The sequence below is a fragment of the Helicobacter ganmani genome, assembly GCF_003364315.1.
GTDB lineage: Bacteria > Campylobacterota > Campylobacteria > Campylobacterales > Helicobacteraceae > Helicobacter_D > Helicobacter_D ganmani.
The window spans coordinates 206,624-227,548 of sequence record NZ_NXLS01000002.1 but is presented as its reverse complement, the minus strand read 5'-3'; the positions used below and the strand labels follow the sequence as shown (position 1 = coordinate 227,548).

Genomic DNA, 20,925 nt, shown 5'->3' with positions numbered 1-20,925 from the left:
ATTTTAAGTGCAGGCAATTCTCAAACAAATTGCGTGGGAAAAGCTCAATGGCTTGATTCCTGTTATTGCACAAGATTATAAGACACAGGAAGTTTTAATGCTTGCATTTATGAACAAGGAAGCATTAGAGTTAAGCCTACAAAGTGGTTTTGCGCATTATTTTTCGCGTTCCAAGCAGCGCATTTGGAAAAAGGGTGAGCAAAGCGGACATACACAAAAAATCTATGAAATATTGCTAGATTGCGATAAGGATAGCCTGCTTGTAAAAGTGGAGCAAAAAGGTGTTGCTTGTCATAGTGGCGCAAAAAGCTGTTTTTTTAATCTTGTTAGTCAAGGTGAGATAACAAATACTGCCTTAGAATCCCAAGCGGATATGAGCGTGATTTATGGAGTGGTAGATTCTCTTTACCATATTTTACAAGAGCGCAAAGGTGCAGATTCTAAAACTTCTTACACGGCTTCACTTTATCATAAAGGTGAGAATACGATTGCAAAAAAAATCGTGGAGGAAGCTGCAGAACTTGGTTTTGCAATCAAAGATAAAGATTCTAAAGAAATTATTTATGAAGCAGCAGATTTACTCTATCACGCACTTGTTGGGCTTAGCTTTAGCGATATTTCACCCGATTTGGTAAAACAAGAGATTGTGAGACGTTTTGGGTTAAGTGGAATTGAGGAAAAAAATTCGCGTCAAGAAAAATGATTCAAGGTTAAGCTAGATTATGGACGAAATGAAAAATTATTTAATGGCTCTGCTAGATACAATCCATTATTTTTCTTTGCCTGATTATTTGGTGCTTAGTTGCATTTTTTTAATTATCTTATTGTTTTTTTTACTAAGCATAGCATTGCGTTTTAATGCTTTGCTCGCAACCTTAACATTTGTTATTAGCGGAATTTTTCTTTTTGGCTCTCCTTTTATTTATCAGACGATTATGGAATCTTATGTCAAGCAAATAGACCTTACGCTTTTTCATAATGAACAACTGCATTATGATGATGTGTATTATATTGAAGGACAATTTACCAATGTGGGTTTAATAGACTTTAGAGGTTGTGTGTTGAGCGTGAATTTTATTCCAATGGGATTAAAAAAAATCAAAACTTTGCGGTATAAAATTAAGCCTAAATTTATGCACATAGAAAATTATAAGATTCCTCTTAAGAAATTAGAATCTAGGGAGTTTAAACTTATTATCCCCTCTCCGCAAGCAAATATGAAATTTACTTTAGATACAAAAGGGGCGTGTTATTAATGGAGGGTAGATGAAAGTCGCAATTAGTATTGGGGATTCTAATGGCATAGGCTTGGAGATTCTGCTTAAAAATCACAAGAGGATTTCTAAACTTTGCACTCCGCTTTATTGTGTAGAGAAAGAATTATTGCAAGAAGCGGCTAGAATGCTACAAATAAAACTACCCAAACATTTAAAGTGTATTGCCCCTAATGCCAAGATTCCTCCTATTATGCCTGCAAAAATCACCAAAGAGAGTGGCGCGTATTCTTATGCTAGTTTTTTGAGTGCGCTTAATCTCACATTGCAAGGTAAGGCAAAGGCATTCGTTACTTTGCCGATTCATAAAAAAGCGTGGCAATTAGCTGGGATTCCTTATGTGGGGCATACAGAAGCCTTACGAGATTTGCTAAAGATGAAGCAAAAGCAAGCTATAATGGTGTTAGGTTCGCCTAAACTTTATGTGGCACTTTTTACAGACCATATTCCATTGCAAAGTGTCCCACAATCCATTCAAGTGCAATCTCTGAAAAGTTTTTTGCTTCATTTCGCACCTTATGTTACAAAAACACCCTGTGGCGTGCTTGGTTTAAATCCGCACGCAGGAGATTTTGGGGTGCTAGGCAAGGAGGAGGAGGCAATTACGCAAGCAATTAATAAAGCAAATCAAACGCTTAAAAAACAAGTTTTTATAGGACCTCTTGTGCCGGATACTGCATTTGTGGGTAAGCATCTGCGTTATTATGTCGCAATGTATCACGACCAAGGCTTGATTCCACTCAAAACTTTATATTTTAAAGAAAGCATTAATCTAACGCTTAATCTGCCAGTTATTCGCACTTCTGTGGATCACGGCACAGCATTTGATATTGCTTATCAAAACAAAGCGGACTCTACAAGCTATTTGAATGCGGTAAAAGAAGCGGTTTTCCGTGCTAAGAAATGAAACGCAACTTGTCCGCATTGAAAAAACACATTAAAGGAACTAGAATGAAAGAAAAAACAAAAGTCGTTTTGCTAGGTGGGAGCAATTCTATTGCGGTAAATGGCTTGCAAAAGGGCTTAAGACAAGAAAATATAGAGCTAACAAATCTTGCGCTTGGTGGCACGGATAATCTGCAAAATCTTTTTGAACTCGTCCATAGTAAGAATCAAAAAGTCTTAAGTGAAGCAGATTTTATTGTTATTGAGACTAATATTAATGATTCGTATATGATACCGCAAGGATTCAACCTCCAGACGATAGGGAGAAATTTCTGTTGGCTGTGCGAAAAACTCTATCAATTCAATAAAAAAGTGATTTTCTTGATTTTACCCTTTGTGTATGATAATCTTTCTTTGAATGCACTTTTAAAGTCAAAAGCAAATTATTATGGATTCAATGTAGTGGATATACACGAGCAATATAAAAAATGGGGATTACTTCAGTTTTATAATACCACAGATGCGTATCATCAAATATATGCATTGATGAATTTAAATCGCCAAAGCCTCGTATGGGTTGTGCGGAGGGCTTGCCAGATTTTGCGATTCTCTCTCCTGTTGAATGTATGGGTGCAGAATCCCTTACACTCATACATTATGGTAATTCTACCTACCAAGAAACAACTTATAAAATAACGAAAAACAATGCAATCCAATTTCCAGAAGAAATGGAGGGCTATGCAGTCGTAGGGGTTAAAATATGGAATCTCGGGTTAGTTCGTAAAAATAGCGTGAGTTTTGTGCTAAGCAATCAAAAATCAAAAGTCGTTAAAACGATTCTTGATGGGCATTTGCTTGTGCATACTTTGGATTCTATCCTAGAGATTGATGGACAAAGTTATTTTAGGATTAACACGGAAAATGAGCCGATGACAGAATCTAGTGTGTGGCTTCACAAAGATAGACAAATTTGCCCTGATATTGATTCTGCAAATGTAGTTTGTTTCTATCTTGCGCGTGGAGGCAAATGGAATTATGAGATTCCATACAATGTAGAAGTGCAAGTAGAATCCGAATATGACTTCAGCCACATTCTCCCCAATTTTAAGGCGATTAAAGAAATCATTGAAGAGTATTGCATAAGAATGGACAAAGTAAAATTTGCTCCTTTGCAAAAGCAAATCCAAACTCTCCAATCTCAAAGTGGCAGTGCTACTGCTCGTCTCCAATCCCATTTAGCCTACAAATTAGGCAATGCAATGATTCTAAACTCCAAAAGCTTATGGGGAATGATACGCTTACCTTATGTTCTAAGCTATATTAAAGAATCCCACAGAATAGAACAGCAACAATATCAAGAAAGAATCAAAAAGAATCCAAAACTAAAACTTCCTCCTCTAGAATCTTATGCAGACTATAAGGAAGCAATCCAAATCAAAAACTACACTTCTTATAAACTAGGCGAAGGTTTAATTGCTGCGAATCGTGCGGGGGGGGGGGGCAATATTGCTTTATTTGCTCAAAGCCTTTGTGGCTAAAGTCTGTGGGTTAAAGGTGGTGTGAAGCTTGGTGTGTCATTGCGAGGAAGCAAAGCGGACGAAGCAATGCATAATCAAGCATACAGAAACCTTTATAATGGAATCCCTAAAATTTAAAATGAGATTCTATAATTATCAGATTGCTTCGTCCGCTCCTCCCAAGAACGAGAAACGAAATTCTTTCAATCTTTCTTTGCTTTACCAACTTTTCAACAAAGATTCTTTATAATTCCGCAATTTTTAATCTACTTTGGAGAATCCAATGAGTATTCCTACACTTCAAGATGCGCTCAAACTTGATATTGATGGCATTAAAGCACTTAAAAATACATTGAAAGAAAAGATAAAAGCAAGTTCTTTAAATGCTTATATTGGAGAGGTGCAAGATTATAACAACGCACTTCTACCGATTGCGATTAAGGACAATATCAATGTAAAGGGGTGGGAAATCACTTGTGGAAGCAATATTTTACAAGGCTATATCGCGCCTTATAATGCTACTGCGATAGAAAATCTCCTCAAATCTTCTTTTGCGCCTTTTGGACGCACAAATATGGACGAATTTGCAATGGGAAGTACGACCGCAAGTAGTTTTTATGGTAGGACACTCAACCCAAAAAACCCCAATAAAGTCCCCGGCGGAAGTAGTGGTGGCAGTGCGGCGGCAGTAGCGGGCGGAATTGCGCTTGCAGCACTTGGAAGTGATACAGGTGGAAGTATTCGTCAGCCTGCTAGTTTCTGTGGGTGTGTAGGGTTGAAGCCTACTTATGGAAGAGTGAGTCGCTATGGGTTGGTTGCTTATAGCTCAAGCCTAGACCAAATCGGACCTATTACGCAGAATGTTACAGATTGTGCGATTCTATATGATGCGATAGCGGGTTATGACAAAATGGATTCTACAAGCGCAAATATAGAATCTCAAAGCACTTTTAAAAATTTAAATCCAAACACTCAAATGACAATTGCAATTCTGCCAGAGCTCCTAAAAGACGCAGATACAAATGTCCAGAATGCTTATCAGAAAACGATTGAAATTTTGAGCAAAAATGGACATAAGATTATTGAAAAAGAAATGTTGGATACAAGCTATATCATCTCTGCTTATTATGTGATTTGCACTGCAGAGGCAAGTTCAAACTTAGCTCGTTTTGATGGTGTGCGCTATGGTAACCGCGCCAAAGACATTGGTAGTCTAAAGGAGCTGTATTTGAAAACGCGCTCGCAGGGTTTTGGTGATGAGGTGAAGCGTAGAATCTTGCTTGGCTCTTTTGTGTTAAGTAGTGGTTATTATGATGCGTATTATATTAAGGCGCAGAAAGTCCGCACACTGATTGCACGGCAATACAATACGATTTTGCAAGATTGTGATGCAATTCTCTCTCCTGTTGCTCCAAGCGTGGCGTTTGGGTTTGAGGATTGTAAAACACCTTTACAAATGTATTTAGAGGATATCTATACGATTGGGATTAATCTAGCAGGGCTTCCTGCACTCTCACTTCCCGTAGATGAGGACGAGGGATTACCAATAGGAATGCAGCTTATTGGCAAAGCATTTAGCGAACAAACTTTGCTAGATTTGGCATTAAATTTAGAAAACACCTTAAGATAAAAGGAGCAATGATGAGAATTAGAATGCGTGCATTAACATTTGAAGATGTTTTATTAGTTCCTGCTTATTCAGAGATTTTGCCCAAAGAGGTTTCTTTGCAGACAAAATTTTCCCGCAATATTGCTTTGAATGCTCCATTGGTTTCTGCTGCAATGGATACCGTTACAGAATACAGCACTGCAATCGCAATGGCAAGGCTTGGAGGGATTGGGATTATCCATAAAAATATGGACGAAAACTCTCAAGTTGCACAGATTAAAAAAGTGAAAAAAAGCGAGAGCGGGGTGATTATTGACCCTATTTATATCAGCCCTGATTCTGCTTTGTTTCAGGCAAAGGCTATTACGGATAATTATAAAATCTCTGGTGTGCCTGTGGTAGATGATAAAGGAAATTTGATTGGAATCTTAACGAATCGGGATATGCGTTTTGAAACAGATTTGAGTCGTTGTGTCAAAGAAGTAATGACCAAAGCTCCGTTGATTACTGCTAGAGAAGGGACGAGTTTAGAAGAAGCACGTAATATTATGAATAAACATAAAATTGAAAAATTACCTATTGTTAATGAAAAGGGGGTTCTCAAAGGATTGATTACGATTAAGGATATTCAAAAGCGCATTGAATATCCAAACTCTAATAAAGACGATTTTGGACGCTTGCGCGTAGGGGCTGCAATTGGTGTTTTTCAATATGATAGAGCAAAAGCACTTGTAGATGCGGGAGTTGATGTATTGGTATTGGATTCTGCGCACGGACATAGCAAGGGAATTATAGAGACGGTAAAAGAAATCAAGAAACATTTGGTGGTGGATATTGTTGCAGGAAATGTCGCGACAAGTGAGGGAGCGCAAGCATTGATTGATGCAGGGGCTGATGGAGTGAAAGTAGGGATTGGACCTGGAAGTATTTGCACAACTAGAATTGTCGCAGGTGTAGGTGTGCCACAAATCACTGCAATTAATGAGGTGGCAAAAGTTTGTCAAAAAGCAGAGATTCCTGTCATCGCCGATGGAGGAATCAAGTATTCTGGAGATATTGCTAAGGCTTTGGCAGCGGGTGCTTCTAATGTGATGATTGGTAGCATGTTGGCAGGCACAGAAGAATCTCCTGGAGAAACCATTATTTATCAGGGAAGACAATACAAAAATTATCGTGGTATGGGAAGCTTGGGGGCAATGAATAAGGGGAGCGCGGATAGATATTTTCAAGAGGGAACAGCGCAAGAGAAGCTTGTGCCAGAAGGGATTGAAGGACGCGTGCCTTATAGAGGAAAGATTGCAGATGTGATTCATCAAATGCTAGGAGGTTTGCGCTCATCTATGGGATATTTGGGAGCAAAAGATATTGAAACCTTATGGGAAAAAGCAGAATTTGTAGAAATCACACAAAGCGGACTTAGAGAATCGCATGTGCATGATGTGATGATTACTAGAGAAGCACCGAATTATCATATCAATCATTAGGAATATAAGTGGCGAAGCTACTCTTTAGTTATAGTTTATATCACGCAAATACGCAGGATTATGAGAGGATTTTGACTAAATTGCGCACAGAGTTTAGTGCAAACAAGCCGGATATTTATTTGAATAATCCAGAATATTTACTCTTTGTTACTACGAGTGTAGAGTGGCAAAAGGAGATTGTGGGTTTAATTGCGCGACTTAAAGAGTTTGTAAATGCAGAGATAGAAAATTTGCGCAATCAAGGTAGTGATGCGCATATTGTTTATCGTTTTGGAATCTTGGAAATGGAAAGTGCGCTTTTTCAATTTCCGCCAGATTTGGAAGATGACGATGATTAATTGAACGGGCTTAATTAGCGGAATCTAAAGAGACAAAATGGCTATAAAGGGACTTAAGGCTAATCTATCTGCAATGGCAGGGCGGAGATATAGCAGATTAGTTTAAGGATTTAAGCGCACAAGAGGCTAGTTTGGGATATGTTTTAGGCTCTGAAATCTTGCATTTGCTTATTAATTCTATTCACAAAAGCACAAATTCAGCAATAGTAGAAGTGGAAAAAGACTTGAGATTTACAAAAGATGGGCAAAGAATCGCAGAAGATGGAATCATAGATAAATCTCCGCTAATTCGGCAGAGTAATTGCGCATTTAAGATTCCAACCTCACGCAACTTTGTAGCCTTTTAGATGAAAACTATAATTTAGCATAAGTCTTTTATTGCCAACGAAAAATCCCCATAGCCACAAGCGTTATCAAGGAGCAAAAATCTTTGAGATTTACTCTTTTATAAAGATTTTCTCACAGCTCTGTTTTTAAAACCGCGCCATTTGCGGCGTTGCTCACAAGCAAAGAGTATCGCTTCAACCACTTGCTTTTAATTTCTTTTTTTATGGGCTTCCATTGCGCGCGGCGAGATTTTAAAACAGCGGAATCCACGAGCAATTCCAATGTGCCTTTTGAAACTGAAATCGCGATTTTGTCTCCGTCCTCAATGAGTGCGATTAATCCCCCCTCTGCTGCTTCTGGGCTTATATGCCCGATACAGCCTCCCCTTGTCGCCCCGCTAAAGCGTCCATCGGTGATAAGCGCGACAGATTCACCTAGTCCCATTCCCATAATCATACTTGTGGGGGCGAGCATTTCTTGCATTCCCGGTCCCCCTTTGGGTCCCTCATAGCGGATTACTACAACATTTCCCGCCTTTACCTTGCCTCCGGCTATGCCTTTAATCGCCTCATCTTGTGAGTTAAAGCACACTGCGCTTCCCTCAAATTCTTTCATAGATTCTGCCACTGCGGCGACCTTGAGCACCGCACCTTCACGCGCTAAATTACCATAAAGAATCTTTAGCCCACCCACTTGTGAATACGCATTTGCATTGTGGCGAATGATATTTGAGTCTGCAATCTCCGCATTTGCAATGCGTTCTCCCAAAGTTTCCCCTGTAATCGTCAGTGCGTCAAGATAGAGGATAGAATCTGCGGAATGACTGCCCAAAGACACATTTCTTTTTGCGACTTCATTCATTACTGCCGACACGCCCCCCGCGCGATTGATGTCTTCCATATGGATTGTGCTTAATGCTGGAGCGATTTTAGCAATATGTGCGACTTTTGAAGCAATGGCATTGATAGAATCTAGGTTGAAATCTACCTCCGCCTCTTTGGCGATAGCGAGCATGTGCAAAATCGTGTTCGTGCTGCCGCCCATTGCCATATCCACGACAAACGCGTTATGCACGGCTTTTTTATTTAAAATATTTCGGAATCTAAACTGCTCGCTTTTTTGCTCATCTAGCGCAATCTCTACAATTCTGCGCGCCGCTTTGCGCAAGAGCTCCTCTCGCTCAGGGCTAAGGGCTAAAATCGTGCCATTTCCCGGCAGCGCAACCCCCATCGCCTCACAAAGCGTATTCATAGAGTTTGCAGTAAACATTCCACTACAGCTCCCACCGCCCGGACACGCATTGCATTCTATCTCGTGTAGCTTTTTTTCGCTAATCTTGCCCTCTGCGAACGCTCCCACCGCTTCAAAAGCAGAATTTAAATCTAAAATTGTGCCGTCCTCTAGCTTCCCGGCTTTCATTGGACCACCACTCACAAAGATGGTTGGCACATTCACGCGCAACGCACCCATAAGCATTCCGGGCACGATTTTATCGCAATTTGGGATACAAATCATCGCATCTAGCGAGTGCGCGTTCATCATTGTTTCAATAGAATCTGCAATCAGCTCACGACTAGGCAAAGAGTAGAGCATACCGCTATGCCCCATTGCGATGCCATCATCTACGCCAATGGTATTAAACTCAAAAGGCACACCCCCAGCAGCGCGAATCTCCTCTTTGATAATCTGCGCATAGCGGTTTAAGAAAAAATGTCCGGGAATAATGTCAATATAACTATTTGCAATGCCGATAAAGGGCTTGTTAAAATCTTCATCTTTTAGCCCTGTGGCACGCAATAAACTTCTATGAGGGGCTCTTTGATAGCCCTTTTTCACAATGTCGCTTCGCATAAATCTCCTTTAAGAAAAAGACTTATTTTAGCAAGTTTTAGTTTAAGCAATGATTTTGAAAAACAGGAGTCATTCTAGTAGTTTTGGCTCAAAGGATTCCTCAAGGCTGATAAGCATTTTATGATTGTATCGGAGATTTGGGTTAATGGAAGCATTCAAAAGGCTTTGGATTCTCTGCGGGTCTTTTTCTCTTTGTGTTAGTCGTTTTTGTCTAGTTTCTTGACTTACTTGGACGAGGATTAAAATATCGGCAAAATCCAAGCGGTTTGCACTTGCACCAATGCAAAAAACAAGCTTCACATAAAAAGGGAGGAATTTAAAAAATGGTTTGCAATTATCTATTCTCTGCGGGGGGGGGGGAATTTTATTTTAGGACGAGCAATAAAGAGATTAAGGCTCATTACATTATCATCAATTACCGCAATTTGATAGGGCTTAAAATCGCCAAAGCCTTGTTTTCTTATTCTGCCACCAAGTGTGCTTTTGCCACTGCCACAAGCACCACAAATTGCAATTTTGATTTTACCCTCGGGTAAAGAGGTTGATAGAATCTCTTTACAAAGCGCATTGAGTTTATCATAAAATTCTGTCATTTTAACTCCTTGAATCCCTGATTCTTAAACTATTTCCCACTACAAGCAAAGAGCTAAGCGACATAGAAAGTGCCGCAATAAGCGGAATCACAAAGCCCGCCATTGCAAGCGGAATCGTGAGGGCATTATACACAAGAGAGATTCCAAGATTTTGCAAAATAAACCGATAAGTGCGTTGCCCAAGCCTAAAAGAATCCAACACTCCTTGCATACTATCATCAAGCACGACGACATCGCTTACACTAATAGCTAAATCAATGCCGCCACCCATTGCAATGGCAATATCGCTTTTGCCAAGTGCAATGGAATCGTTAATGCCATCGCCTGCCATTACGACAACTTTACTCTGTTTGTGTAGTTTGTCAATGAAATTTGCCTTATCTAGCGGACTTTGTGCGGCATAATATTCTGTGATTCCAACAACTTGTGCGACACTTTGACAAGCCCCCGCATTATCACCGCTTAAAAGTATGCAGGCAATCCCTTTTTGTTGCAATGCCGCAATCGTCTCTTTTGCATCTTTTTTAAGAGTGTCTTGTAAGGTAAATTCCACTAAAATCTTAGAATCTTTGGCAAAATAAAACACGCTTGCTTGTGTGTCTTGCAGAGGAGTTGGAATCTCTACATTATGCTCTTGTAAAAGCATCAAGTTTCCGCCTAGATAAGTGTTATCTTGCACCTTTGCTACGATTCCGCGCGCATTAATCTGTATCATAGAATCTAAAGAGATCACTTCATTTTTTTGTCCAATAAACTCTAATACTGCTTTGCTAATAGGGTGGGCATTTTGTGTGAGCATAGAATATAGGATTCCACAATCTTTAGAATCTAGTGCATTTTGAGCGTTAAAATACCGCACATTTAAGACTTTAAGCTTACCCTCTGTTAATGTTCCTGTTTTGTCTAGCACCAATGTGTCAGCTTTGGCAATGGTTTCCAAAAACCGCGCTTCCTTGAAAAGAATCTTGTGTTTTAAGGATTCACTAAGTCCAATAAGAGAGGCAATCGGGGTTGCAAGGGCAAGTGCGCAAGGACAAGCGATGATAATCACAGAAATCATCACCATTAAAGAGCGTTCAAAAGGTGCATTTAGCATATATTCCCAAACCAACAAAGTGCCGAAAGCAAGGGAGAGAATCACAAGGGAAAAATAATGCGAGATATAATCGGCTGCTTCTTGAATCTTGGGGCGCGCATTGAGGGAGTTTTCCACCAAACCTACAATTTTCATCATCAAAGAATCCTTGAAAACCTTGCAGACTTGATATTCAAAGGGGCAATTTAGAGCTAAAGAACCAGAATAAATGGAATCCCCTGCATTTTTGATTCGTGGTAAGGATTCACCACTCATTGCACTTTCATCACAGAGTGCTTCTTGGCTTAACAAAACCCCATCAAGTGCGATGCGTTCCCCCGGTCGCACTTGCACAATATCTCCTACACGCACAGATTCTATTGCGATTTCTTGGAAGTCTTGTGTAGGATTGGAATCCCTAGTGATTTGGGATTCCGAATTTTGTGGAGTTTGTAGCACCCGCACACTCAAGGGCATTTGCGCATTGAGTTTATCTAAGTTATCCACCGCACTTTTTTTGCCACGCACTTCCAAGAATTTGCCAATTAACACGAAAGTAATAATCATCGCAACAGATTCAAAGTAGGTCTCACCACCTTTGAAACTCGCATAAATGGAATAAAGATAAGCCAAACTTGCCCCACTAATCACGAGTAAATCCATATTGGGTGTTCTAAATTTTAGCGCAGCCCAAGCACCACGCCAGAAAATGATTCCGCTAAAAAATAGCACAGGGGTAGAGAGTGCGAATCCTGCGAAGTTTAGAATATTGCGCATTTCATTAGAGATTCCACTAAAATACCCCGCGTATTGTGCTACGGCAATCCACATAATATTCATCACGCAAAAGATTCCAACTACCATTTTAATGTAATAATCACGCTTTTCTTTATTTGCGTAAGCTTCTTGTAAGCGCGGGTCATAAGCGTGTGCGTCATAACCAATTTGTCGGATTGTCTGAATGATTTGAGAAATCTTAATCGCCTTTGGATTATAAAGAATTGTGGCTTTGTTATTGGTGTAGTTAAGATTGACTTTTATGATTCCATTTGTTTTGGCAAGGATTTTTTCATTCAGCCAGACACAAGCAATGCAATGGATTTTTTCTAAAATAAGAGAAATCTCGCACAAATTCTCTTTCACGCTTACATAACGTTCAAAAAATGGCGCAGAATCAAAGGAATCTAGACTTTCATTTTCTAAGATTTGTGTTGCAGGTTCTAAGGTGTTGTTGCCTAATTTGCTATAAAAATCCTCTAAACCCTCGCTATTTAAGAGTTTATAAACGCCCTCACAGCCTTTACAACAAAAATACTTTTCCTCCTTGCCAATTTTGGTTTTAAGCAACACCTTTTCGTCAAACTCTAAATGGCAGTGGTCGCAAAGATGTTTCATAGAATCCCTAAAAAATAAAAGGTATTACACTTAAAAATGTGATACAAAGCAATCCACCGCTAATTTTACTCCAATGTCCTTGCGTGATTATAAGCAATAAATACACTAAAAATCCCGCACTTAATCCAATTGTAATAGAGGTTGTAAGGGGCATTAAAAGAATGATAAAAAAACTTGCAATCAAAGAATCTGTATCGCTAAAATCAATATGTGAAATCTCTAAAAACATAAATGCACCAATCACAACTAAAATGGGATAAATCGCAAAGGAGGGAATGCTCAAAAACAGGGGCAAAATAAAAAGTGTCAAGCAAAAAAATAATGCCGCAAATACTGCACTAAGCCCACTTCGTCCTCCTGCGGCAGTGCCACTTGCGGATTCTAAAAAACTCGTTGTTGTAGAAGTGCCAAGAAGCCCTCCAGCCATTGTTGCTACTGCATCTATTTGCAAGGTGCGCTCTAGCGGTGTATCACGTTCTGTGTGGTCTAAGCCATAAAACAGATTTGCCTTGATTCCAATCCCAGAAAGTGTGCCTAAAGAATCAAACAAATCCGTAACCATTAGCATTAAAATCACAGGGACAAAGGCGAATTTCAGAATGCCAAACACGTCTAACTCTAATGCAATGGGCGCAATAGAAGCAGGAGAGGAAAAGATTTGCGTGGGGGTTTGTGCGATTTCAAATAAGAATCCTATTCCACTAAGCAATGCAATCGTAAGGATAAACGCGCCTTTGACTTTTAAAACATACAAAACAAGCGCAACCATAATCCCAACAATTCCTAAAAGGGTTGTAATATGGCTTAAATCGCCGAGCAATAAATTATCATTTTGGAGCGTGAATATTTCTAAGCCTTTTAAGCCAATGGTTGCAAGAAATGCGCCTAGTCCAACACAAAGAGCAAAACGCAAGTTTTTAGGGATAGATTTCAGAATCCAAACCCTAAAATTGCTCAATGAAATCAAAGCAAAAATCAAGCCCGAAACAAATACGATTCCTAAGCCCTGCTGCCACGAGATTCCATAGCCTTGCACAACACCATAAGTAAAATACGCATTCAGCCCCATTCCCACACTCATCGCAACGGGAGTGTTTGCATAGATTCCACACACAAGAGTAGAAAGAATTGTAATAAGTGTAATTGCGGTAATTAAGGCTTCTTTAGGCATTCCTGCTTGAGAGAGAATCTCTGCGGAGACGGGAATCGCATAGAGCATAGACAAAAAAATCGTAAAGCCCGCTAAAAATTCTGTTTTGATATTACTTCCTTTGGTTGGAAGCTGAAAATATTGCTCTACTCGCTGCTTTAAGCTTAAAGGGTTGTGTTTTTGGTGGTTTCTTGCTTGTTGTGTATTACTATGGTTTTGCGATTCTTTCTTTACCATTATTTCCCCGCGCCTATGCGTTGGATTCAAATTGTTTTAAAAATTTCTTAAGATTTCTTGCTGCTTGACGAATCCTATTTTCATTTTCTATAAGAGCAATACGAACATAATTATCCCCGTGATTGCCAAAGCCAATTCCCGGACTTACCGCGATTTTTGCCTCTTGCAAAAGCTGTTTAGAAAACTCCATACTGCCTAGATGTTTAGCGCACTCTGGAATCTCCGCCCAAATAAACATACTTGCTTTTGGTTTTGTCATTTTCCACCCAGCTGCTCCAAAGCTATCAATTAGCACTTCCATACGATGTTCGTATTTGTGGGCAATCTCTTGCACACAAGTTTGGTCGCCATTTAAGGCAATTGTAGAGGCGATTTGAATCGGAGTGTAAAGCCCATAGTCTAGCCAACTTTTGATTTTTTGTAACGCACCAATGAGCTTTTCATTACCTACCATACAACCCACTCGCCAACCCGCCATATTATAGCTTTTAGAAAGAGTATAGCCTTCTACGGCGACATCTAGCGCACCTTCTATTTCAAAGATAGAGGGTGCAACATAACCTCCAAAGCTCAAATCCGCATAGGCAATATCGTTTATGATATAGAATCGCTCTTGTTTTGCTAGATTCACAAGTCTTTCATAGAATCTCTTATAAACAACCACCGTGGTAGGATTATGAGGAAAGTTTGTTACAACAAATTTTGGTTTGGGCATTGTGTTTTTAAGGGCTTTTTGTAGAGATTCAAAATAAGCCTCTTCATCTAATTCATAGTTTTCATTCCACTTTAACCCAAAAGTTGCTACATTCGCACCCGCTAGCATAAAGGCATAATAATGAATCGGATAAGCTGGCTCTGCAACGATTGCAGTATCACCGGGATTTGTAATTGCTTGGACTAAATGCACATAACCCTCTTTAGAGCCCATAGAAACACAAACTTGTGTGTCGGGATTTAAAGTGATTCCGTATTTGCGTTTGTAGGTATCTGCAATGGCAAGACGGAGTTTATAGATTCCTTTACTTGCCGAATAGCCGTGATTTTTGGGCTTGTGTGCTGCTTCACAGAGTTTATCTATGATATGTTTTGGAGTTGCGCCATCGGGGTTTCCCATACTAAAGTCAATCACATCTTCGCCCTCTTGACGCATTTTTAATTTAATTTCGTTAATGGCAGCAAAAACATACTTTGGTAATCTTTTAATTCTTTCAAACTCAATTTCTTTAAACATTTTTTCTCCTTTTTATTTTCATTTTAGTGTTACATCTAAGCCATTTTTTGTTGTAATGGGCAAAAAAGTATCCGTGATTTTTACAAACATTGCTCCCTTTGGAATCTCTTTTTGGAATGCCTGTGAGGATTTTTGATTGCTAATAATTTCTAAAATATTCAGATTTTTATCAAAAAATATTAATTTTGGATACCATAGGATTCCATTGCTTGATTTGACTTCTAGTCGGCTACCTTTATCAATTTGATACCAATATTCTCCCTTTAGATTGGCTTTGTGATTCGTTTCATTGGTGGTTAATTTGGTTGCTTTTGGGTATTGAAATGTAGTATTTGTGATAATGTAATTCCATTGATATATGTGGCTTCGTTCAATATTTAAAACTTTGTAGCCATAATCGTATAGTTTTTCTTGTAAAAGCGTAGGGTCAATCGCATATTCAGTATTCATAGAGAGAATAAACTTAAATTGTTGTTCGTTAAGCACACTTTCTTTAAGTAGAAAGTAATAATATCCCATTTCATTTAAAATATCATAGAGTACATTTGTAAAAGTGGTTGGATTTTCCTTGACACTAAAGGTAACTTCAAGTTCCATTGGTTGCTTAAAAGTGAGCTTTAATAAACCATTTTGTTTAAGTGTTTGAGAGATTTTATATAAATCTGGTTGTCCTGCACTATCCAAAAAATATCTTTGATTGCTAAAGAGTCTTTGGATAAATTTTTGATTTGTTTTATATTCTTGCACGCCTAAGAGTTGCGCAACTTTGTAATCAATCGGATTTTGTAATGTAGGAGTTTGTGCATTAATAGAATTTTCTAGCAGACAAACAAAAAGGACAATCCATAAGCATTTGCGGGTTATTTCTACCACCCTAATCCCCTTGTATGTTGATTATATTGTGCAAGCGTAATTTCACTGAAGTTTCCTGCTTCATCTACCCAAAAAAGCATTTTTTCTGCTTTGTTGTAGTTTGTTAGTTCGCCATTGTTGTTTAAATCTAGCATTCCGTGTCCTGTAATAATAGTTTGCGGGCGGGTTAAGTCAATCTCTATGGCATTGCTTGTTAGGAGTGAAGTTTTTTTGCGTGTATCTAAATACACGATTCCAACCCAAACATTGGAGCGAGGGACGATTTCTAACTTGCGTGTAGATGTTGTAATAGCTTGTGTTGGGGTGTTGGGTGTAGATTGGATAGAATCTTGTGTATTTTCTGTATTAGCAACTTGTGGTAGCTCATTTAGAGGCGCAGAGGCAGAGGCGTCTAAAGAAGTATTTGTGGATAGTGGTTCGTCTTTTGCAGATGTAGCGGGAGCTACTATATTTTCTGTGGCATTGTTTTCTGTATTTTCTAGTTCTACATTGGGGTTAGTATGTTGAGATTCTATTGGTGTTGGCTCTTTGGTAGTTTCTTTAGCGGAATTGTCAGAGAAATTTGTCCAAGCATAAAATCCAACACCCAAAAAGAGGATAATAATTGCACTAAGAATGAGGTATTTTTGGGAATTATTTTGTTTGATGACTTCGTGCGTAACCTTGAAATTAATGACTGTTTCTAGGCTTTCTTGTTTTTGGTCAGGGCGGTTATTCCAAAACTCATTATATTCCTCTTGCCATTTTTGTAAATTGACATTATATTCGCGCTCCAAAATCTTGACTAATCCAATCGTTGTCGTATGGTCTTGGAGTGCTTCAAAGTTGGAATCCAAAATAAATTGGATTTTGTTTAACGCCATATGTGTGTGTTTTGAGATTTCTCTTGCTCCAATTTTTTTTAATTTTTCAATATCTTCCATTCATAATCCTATCTATTAAAATTGCACCCGCTGTGCTGACATTGAGAGAATCAAACTCTCTTTTTTGCGGAATAGCAAGGTTTTGGTCCATTTTTTTTAAGATTCTATTTCCCAAACCCTCTCCCTCATTTCCTAAAAATAATGCTTTTTTGCCCTTTGGTATTTGCGTGAGATGTGTGCCTTTTGGATTGGTTCCATAAAGGGTAAAATTAGCCAATCTAAGCTCATTTGCAACATCTAGCGCATTATGCACGACTGCAAAGGGCATATCCAACATTGCTCCTGCACTTGCGCGCAATACCCCTTCTTGTTTTAATTCTTTTAAGCCACAAATTACGATTCCATCTACACCTAGCACATAACTACTGCGAAAGAGTGCCCCAAGATTCCCAACATCATTAACGCCGCACAACACTAGCACAAATTGCATTGTCTTAATGGCATTCCATTCCAATGGCACAAGAGGGGAAATCTCTAGCAAATAGCCTTGATGATTTCCACCTTTTGCTAAAGCTTGCGCCTTTTTGGAATCTACGCGAAGCAATGGGATATTTAGCTTTGCAAAAGCCTGAAACAGCTTTTTGTCAATCTCTTTAGCAAGGTAAATGGTTTGTATTTTTTCGCTATGTTTTAAAAGAACAAGTTCAGCAATGTGCTTCCCATAAACAATCATTGATTTTATCCTATTTTTTCTTAAATTTTTTGTTTATTTTGTTAATAATTCATAATATTCACTCGCATTTCCGCCCTTTAATTTTGCTAGAATCTTAGCTTTTATTTTAGGCGGAATCTCTAGGCTTAATACCATTTCTTGCGTCAGGACTTTTTCTTCTTGTTGGTCTGTTGTAGGGCTAAGAATAATCACCCACTCGCCTTTAAGAAATGCAGAATCTTTGCGGCATTTTTGCGTAAAAGATTCTTTGATTTGCTTTAAGGTGTCTTTAAAGGTTTGTTGGTGCTTTTTTGTTAATTCTTTTGCTAAAAAAACTATGCGCAAGGAATCAATTTGCGTCATTAGTTCTAAGGTTTCTAGCAATCTGTGTGTCGATTCATAAAAAACAACAGGATAAGGGCTCTTGAATGCTCTGTGTAGGGATTCTAAACGTTCTTTTATCTTGTGTGGCAGAAATCCTAAAAAGCTAAATTCTTTTTCTATGATTCCGCTAAATGCTACCGCCAAAGTAACTGCACTAATCCCACCTAACACTTCATAAGGCAAACTTCTCTCCTGCAAGAATCGCACAAGCTCTACGCCAGGGTCGCTAATACATGGCATTCCAGCGTCGCTTAAAAAGCCAATTTTTTGACTGAAAAACTCTTCTGTTGCTTGACTAAGAAATTGCGATGCGTTATGCGTATGAAAGGAAAAATATTGATAATCTCTAAAAGAGAGAATCCCACGCTCTGTGAGCAGTGCAATTAATCGTTTGCTGACTCTTGTATCCTCGCATAATAGCACTTCGCAATGTTTTAAAGCCTCTATTGTGCGCAATGTAATATCTTGTAGATTGCCAATAGGAGTTGGCAGAAAAGTAACCATAAGAATGGGTTATTTGAGGTTGTATCTTTGCTTGAATTTCTCCACTCTTCCTGCGGTATCTACAACTTTGTCTGAACCGGTATAAAAAGGATGGCAAAACGAAGAAATGTCAATTCTCAAAGTAGGTTTTGTGCTTAGGACTTCTATTTCTTTGCCACTAGTAACGCAAGTTACTTTGCAAGGGACATATTCTGGGTGGATTCCTTTTTTCATCATAACAGCCTTTAAAATTTTAGATAAAATAAAAAGCAAATTATATCTAAAAAATACTAAGATTTAGCATAAATTTTAAAATTCTTTAGCATATTTTTGTTAAACTTGCCTCCTTAGAAATTTAATAGAATAAAATCGGAGCAAAAAAATGATTACACCACGCACTTTAAGCGGCTTTAAAGACCGACTTCCTAAGGAATCTTACGCGAAGTCTCAAATGCTAAAAAGCATTGTAGAATCCTTTGAGAAATTTGGCTTCTCTCCCATTGAAACACCGCATTTAGAATATGCAGAGATTCTAAAAAAGCAAGGTAGTGAGGAAATCCAAAAAGAAATGTATCATTTTTTGGACCACGGAGGACGTGAGGTTGCGTTGCGGTTTGATTTAACCGTGCCTCTTGCGCGTTTTATCGCACAATACAAAAACGAGCTTGGTTTGCCTTTTAAGAGATATTGTATCGGTAATGTGTTTCGTGGTGAGCGCGCTCAAAAAGGGCGTTACAGGGAATTTACACAATGTGATTTTGATTTTATTGGCACACAAAGTATTGGAGCAGATGCAGAAATTGTCCAAGTGATTTATCAGACTTTGCGTCATTTAGGTGTGGAGAGATTTACGATTGCACTAAATAATCGCAAGATTTTTAATGGTTTAATGGAATCTTTGGGAGCACAATCGCAAACGATTGAAGTGCTAAGAATTGTTGATAAGATGGATAAAATAGGGCACAAGAGTGTGTGCGAGGAGCTAGAAAAAGAAACGAGTCTTAAGAGTGAGCAAATTGCTATGCTTTTGGATTTTATCGCGCAAAAGCAAGAGGGAAGTTCTTTGGAGTTTTTGGCGAAATTAGAATCTTACAAGGCAAGAAATGCGACTTTGGCAGAGGGTTTAAATGAACTTTGCGCACTTTGTGTGTTGCTAAAGCCTCTGATTCCGCAAGAGTTTTATCAAATCAATCTTTCTATTGCGCGTGGGCTTGGGTATTATACCGGAATCATTTATGAAACGACATTGGACAATTTGTCCGCACTTGGTTCAGTTTGTTCGGGTGGTCGTTATGATAATTTGACGCAAAACTTTTCTAAGGATTCTTTAAGCGGTGTGGGTGCGAGTATCGGGCTAGATAGAATGCTTGCGGGGCTAGAGGAGCTAGGCTTAATGCAAAGTAGTGCAAATGTCGCAGATGCTTTGCTAATTCCGCTTCAGAGCTTGGAATATGGCTATTTTGCGGCACAGAATTTGCGGAATCTTGGCTTGAAAATAGAAGTTTATCCCGAGATTGTGAAGCCTAAAAAGTCTTTTGCTTATGCGAATACTAAGGGATATAAATATGTGATTGTGTTAGGAGAGGAGGAGGAAGCGCAAAAGACTTATACGCTTAAAAATATGGAAAGCGGGGAGCAAAAAAATCATTTAAGTTTGGAATCCCTTGTGAAGTGTTTGCAGGTTGTGGAAGCTTAAGTGTGTCTCTGTGGGATTCTGCATTAGCGGAATTAGGGATTTCACTCTGTCATTGCGAGAAAATTTGAAAAATTTTCGTGGCAATCCATAATTAAGAATCTCTCCATTGAGATTCCATTGTAGATTGGTCTTTAGCTTAGATTATGGATTGCCACAGCCTCTAATGAGGCTTCGCAATGACGCGGTGGCAAACCAAAGTAATACAAAATGATAAATTATTTCGTCTCTTACTGCGTTCATTCCTCACAATGGCAAAAACCAAAGCAATAAATCCTATTTAAGTTTTTACGATAAATTGCCGATATGAATACTATAATTAAAGAACCTTAAATAAAATAAAACAAGAAGGAATTGGCTATGAAAAGGTTTGTTTGGCTGTATTTTTATGTGCGGGATTGGCATTTGGTTTAAGTGCAGGAGAGATAAATTTACCCCTAAATGCTAAAATTGGCAAAACTTTAGAGGGCAAAGTGCTTCAAGAAGTGTTACAAAAGGTAGCGAATAGTAAAAAAGGGGTAGTGGAGAAAAATATTTCAGAGTGGGACGCTATAAGAAATGCTTATAATGGTATTTTTCAAGGAGATAATACAGGGGGACCAATAGTGCGAGAATGTGGATATATGCAACTTCTTACAGAGATTTTGCAAATAGAGTAATATTTTCTCGCAACTATAGTAAAAATGGAGTAAAAGATTATTTCCACGCTGTGATTAATGCAGATGGGACATTACAGATTACTTCAGCGATAACAGATTATTCTACGGATAGAGTTTATACAACCAAGCCTTATCCGCTTAATGAATGGGTGTATATCCAAGCATTTCAACAAGCAAATCTCTATACAATAGGTTGGAAAACTGCTACTGATGAGGAGAGAAAATCTAGAACTTTTACAAGAAATGTGGATTTGGTGGGGTAAATTTTGAAAATATCTTTAAAATTGATAAT

Annotated in this window: 22 protein-coding genes; 11 read left to right on the top strand and 11 right to left on the bottom strand. The window is 38.6% G+C overall.

Annotated features, from left to right (window positions below; genetic code table 11):
* Window positions 1-7: 7 nt before the first annotated feature.
* From hisIE to CQA43_RS03135, 8 genes are all read left to right on the top strand, one after another.
* Window positions 8-703: a bifunctional phosphoribosyl-AMP cyclohydrolase/phosphoribosyl-ATP diphosphatase HisIE gene (gene hisIE / locus CQA43_RS03175; RefSeq protein ID WP_115551159.1), complete on the top strand. Its 696-nt coding sequence runs from the start codon at window positions 8-10 to the stop codon at window positions 701-703.
* 19 nt (window positions 704-722) lie between these two features.
* The gene (locus CQA43_RS03170; protein WP_115551158.1) at window positions 723-1,256 is read left to right on the top strand and encodes a DUF2393 family protein; all 534 of its coding nucleotides are present in this window, start codon (window positions 723-725) and stop codon (window positions 1,254-1,256) included.
* 10 nt (window positions 1,257-1,266) lie between these two features.
* Window positions 1,267-2,181, top strand: coding sequence for a 4-hydroxythreonine-4-phosphate dehydrogenase (pdxA, locus tag CQA43_RS03165; RefSeq protein WP_115551157.1), 915 nt, complete (start codon window positions 1,267-1,269; stop codon window positions 2,179-2,181).
* A 550-nt stretch (window positions 2,182-2,731) separates the two neighbouring features.
* Window positions 2,732-3,697, top strand: coding sequence for a hypothetical protein (locus CQA43_RS03155; protein ID WP_147290081.1), 966 nt, complete (start codon window positions 2,732-2,734; stop codon window positions 3,695-3,697).
* Window positions 3,698-3,965: 268 nt separating this feature from the next.
* Complete coding sequence (gene gatA / locus CQA43_RS03150) at window positions 3,966-5,306, top strand: Asp-tRNA(Asn)/Glu-tRNA(Gln) amidotransferase subunit GatA (protein WP_181881607.1); 1,341 nt, start codon at window positions 3,966-3,968, stop codon at window positions 5,304-5,306.
* 11 nt (window positions 5,307-5,317) lie between these two features.
* Entirely contained in the window at window positions 5,318-6,769 is a 1,452-nt protein-coding gene (gene guaB / locus CQA43_RS03145; RefSeq protein ID WP_115551154.1) for an IMP dehydrogenase, read from the top strand.
* An 8-nt stretch (window positions 6,770-6,777) separates the two neighbouring features.
* Window positions 6,778-7,107 carry a hypothetical protein gene (locus CQA43_RS03140; protein ID WP_115551153.1) on the top strand — a complete coding sequence of 110 codons (330 nt, stop codon included), beginning with the start codon at window positions 6,778-6,780 and terminating at the stop codon, window positions 7,105-7,107.
* 131 nt (window positions 7,108-7,238) lie between these two features.
* The gene (locus tag CQA43_RS03135) at window positions 7,239-7,454 is read left to right on the top strand and encodes a hypothetical protein (protein ID WP_115551152.1); all 216 of its coding nucleotides are present in this window, start codon (window positions 7,239-7,241) and stop codon (window positions 7,452-7,454) included.
* A gap of 112 nt (window positions 7,455-7,566) precedes the next feature.
* On the opposite strand, the gene ilvD is transcribed toward CQA43_RS03135, so the two are convergent.
* From ilvD to rpmE, 11 genes are all read right to left on the bottom strand, one after another.
* Window positions 7,567-9,285, bottom strand: a complete 1,719-nt coding sequence (gene ilvD / locus CQA43_RS03130) for a dihydroxy-acid dehydratase (protein WP_115551151.1) — start codon at window positions 9,283-9,285, stop codon at window positions 7,567-7,569.
* Between the two features lie 69 nt (window positions 9,286-9,354).
* On the bottom strand, window positions 9,355-9,585 hold the full coding sequence (locus tag CQA43_RS03125; RefSeq protein WP_115551150.1) for a hypothetical protein: 231 nt from the start codon (window positions 9,583-9,585) through the stop codon (window positions 9,355-9,357).
* A 38-nt stretch (window positions 9,586-9,623) separates the two neighbouring features.
* Window positions 9,624-9,878 carry a hypothetical protein gene (locus tag CQA43_RS03120; RefSeq protein ID WP_115551149.1) on the bottom strand — a complete coding sequence of 85 codons (255 nt, stop codon included), beginning with the start codon at window positions 9,876-9,878 and terminating at the stop codon, window positions 9,624-9,626.
* A gap of 1 nt (window position 9,879) precedes the next feature.
* Window positions 9,880-12,348: a heavy metal translocating P-type ATPase gene (locus CQA43_RS03115; protein WP_115551148.1), complete on the bottom strand. Its 2,469-nt coding sequence runs from the start codon at window positions 12,346-12,348 to the stop codon at window positions 9,880-9,882.
* Between the two features lie 7 nt (window positions 12,349-12,355).
* Entirely contained in the window at window positions 12,356-13,735 is a 1,380-nt protein-coding gene (locus CQA43_RS03110; protein ID WP_115551147.1) for an NCS2 family permease, read from the bottom strand.
* Window positions 13,736-13,748: 13 nt separating this feature from the next.
* Window positions 13,749-14,966 (bottom strand): LL-diaminopimelate aminotransferase, encoded by a 1,218-nt coding sequence (locus tag CQA43_RS03105; RefSeq protein WP_115551146.1) that lies wholly within the window; start codon window positions 14,964-14,966, stop codon window positions 13,749-13,751.
* Between the two features lie 18 nt (window positions 14,967-14,984).
* Window positions 14,985-15,839 (bottom strand): hypothetical protein, encoded by an 855-nt coding sequence (locus CQA43_RS03100; RefSeq protein ID WP_245944201.1) that lies wholly within the window; start codon window positions 15,837-15,839, stop codon window positions 14,985-14,987.
* The gene (locus CQA43_RS03095; protein ID WP_115551145.1) at window positions 15,833-16,762 is read right to left on the bottom strand and encodes a hypothetical protein; all 930 of its coding nucleotides are present in this window, start codon (window positions 16,760-16,762) and stop codon (window positions 15,833-15,835) included. The genes CQA43_RS03100 and CQA43_RS03095 overlap by 7 nt, the downstream gene beginning before the upstream one ends.
* Window positions 16,749-17,435 carry a 23S rRNA (guanosine(2251)-2'-O)-methyltransferase RlmB gene (gene rlmB / locus CQA43_RS03090; RefSeq protein WP_115551144.1) on the bottom strand — a complete coding sequence of 229 codons (687 nt, stop codon included), beginning with the start codon at window positions 17,433-17,435 and terminating at the stop codon, window positions 16,749-16,751. Before rlmB ends, CQA43_RS03095 begins: the two co-directional genes overlap by 14 nt.
* A 33-nt stretch (window positions 17,436-17,468) precedes the next feature.
* Window positions 17,469-18,302 carry a 16S rRNA (cytidine(1402)-2'-O)-methyltransferase gene (rsmI, locus tag CQA43_RS03085; protein WP_115551143.1) on the bottom strand — a complete coding sequence of 278 codons (834 nt, stop codon included), beginning with the start codon at window positions 18,300-18,302 and terminating at the stop codon, window positions 17,469-17,471.
* Between the two features lie 9 nt (window positions 18,303-18,311).
* Window positions 18,312-18,515: a 50S ribosomal protein L31 gene (gene rpmE, locus CQA43_RS03080; RefSeq protein ID WP_115551142.1), complete on the bottom strand. Its 204-nt coding sequence runs from the start codon at window positions 18,513-18,515 to the stop codon at window positions 18,312-18,314.
* Window positions 18,516-18,663: 148 nt separating this feature from the next.
* On the opposite strand from rpmE, the gene hisS reads away from it, so the two are divergent.
* From hisS to CQA43_RS03065, 3 genes are all read left to right on the top strand, one after another.
* Window positions 18,664-19,977 (top strand): histidine--tRNA ligase, encoded by a 1,314-nt coding sequence (gene hisS, locus CQA43_RS03075; RefSeq protein ID WP_115551141.1) that lies wholly within the window; start codon window positions 18,664-18,666, stop codon window positions 19,975-19,977.
* Between the two features lie 371 nt (window positions 19,978-20,348).
* Complete coding sequence (locus CQA43_RS03070; RefSeq protein WP_115551140.1) at window positions 20,349-20,633, top strand: hypothetical protein; 285 nt, start codon at window positions 20,349-20,351, stop codon at window positions 20,631-20,633.
* The gene (locus CQA43_RS03065) at window positions 20,588-20,896 is read left to right on the top strand and encodes a hypothetical protein (RefSeq protein ID WP_115551139.1); all 309 of its coding nucleotides are present in this window, start codon (window positions 20,588-20,590) and stop codon (window positions 20,894-20,896) included. The genes CQA43_RS03070 and CQA43_RS03065 overlap by 46 nt, the downstream gene beginning before the upstream one ends.
* Window positions 20,897-20,925 lie beyond the last annotated feature (29 nt).

What these genes read in the sequence shown, in the direction of transcription:
- CQA43_RS03170 (WP_115551158.1), top strand. Translation starts at nt 723, where the DNA reads ATGGACGAAATGAAAAATTATTTAATGGCTCTGCTAGATACAATCCAT.
- pdxA (WP_115551157.1), top strand. Translation starts at nt 1,267, where the DNA reads ATGAAAGTCGCAATTAGTATTGGGGATTCTAATGGCATAGGCTTGGAG.
- CQA43_RS03110 (WP_115551147.1), bottom strand. Translation starts at nt 13,735, where the DNA reads ATGGTAAAGAAAGAATCGCAAAACCATAGTAATACACAACAAGCAAGA.
- rlmB (WP_115551144.1), bottom strand. Translation starts at nt 17,435, where the DNA reads ATGATTGTTTATGGGAAGCACATTGCTGAACTTGTTCTTTTAAAACAT.
- CQA43_RS03095 (WP_115551145.1), bottom strand. Translation starts at nt 16,762, where the DNA reads ATGGAAGATATTGAAAAATTAAAAAAAATTGGAGCAAGAGAAATCTCA.
- rsmI (WP_115551143.1), bottom strand. Translation starts at nt 18,302, where the DNA reads ATGGTTACTTTTCTGCCAACTCCTATTGGCAATCTACAAGATATTACA.
- CQA43_RS03120 (WP_115551149.1), bottom strand. Translation starts at nt 9,878, where the DNA reads ATGACAGAATTTTATGATAAACTCAATGCGCTTTGTAAAGAGATTCTA.
- rpmE (WP_115551142.1), bottom strand. Translation starts at nt 18,515, where the DNA reads ATGAAAAAAGGAATCCACCCAGAATATGTCCCTTGCAAAGTAACTTGC.
- CQA43_RS03115 (WP_115551148.1), bottom strand. Translation starts at nt 12,348, where the DNA reads ATGAAACATCTTTGCGACCACTGCCATTTAGAGTTTGACGAAAAGGTG.
- CQA43_RS03105 (WP_115551146.1), bottom strand. Translation starts at nt 14,966, where the DNA reads ATGTTTAAAGAAATTGAGTTTGAAAGAATTAAAAGATTACCAAAGTAT.
- hisS (WP_115551141.1), top strand. Translation starts at nt 18,664, where the DNA reads ATGATTACACCACGCACTTTAAGCGGCTTTAAAGACCGACTTCCTAAG.
- guaB (WP_115551154.1), top strand. Translation starts at nt 5,318, where the DNA reads ATGAGAATTAGAATGCGTGCATTAACATTTGAAGATGTTTTATTAGTT.
- CQA43_RS03155 (WP_147290081.1), top strand. Translation starts at nt 2,732, where the DNA reads ATGGGTTGTGCGGAGGGCTTGCCAGATTTTGCGATTCTCTCTCCTGTT.
- CQA43_RS03065 (WP_115551139.1), top strand. Translation starts at nt 20,588, where the DNA reads ATGTGGATATATGCAACTTCTTACAGAGATTTTGCAAATAGAGTAATA.
- ilvD (WP_115551151.1), bottom strand. Translation starts at nt 9,285, where the DNA reads ATGCGAAGCGACATTGTGAAAAAGGGCTATCAAAGAGCCCCTCATAGA.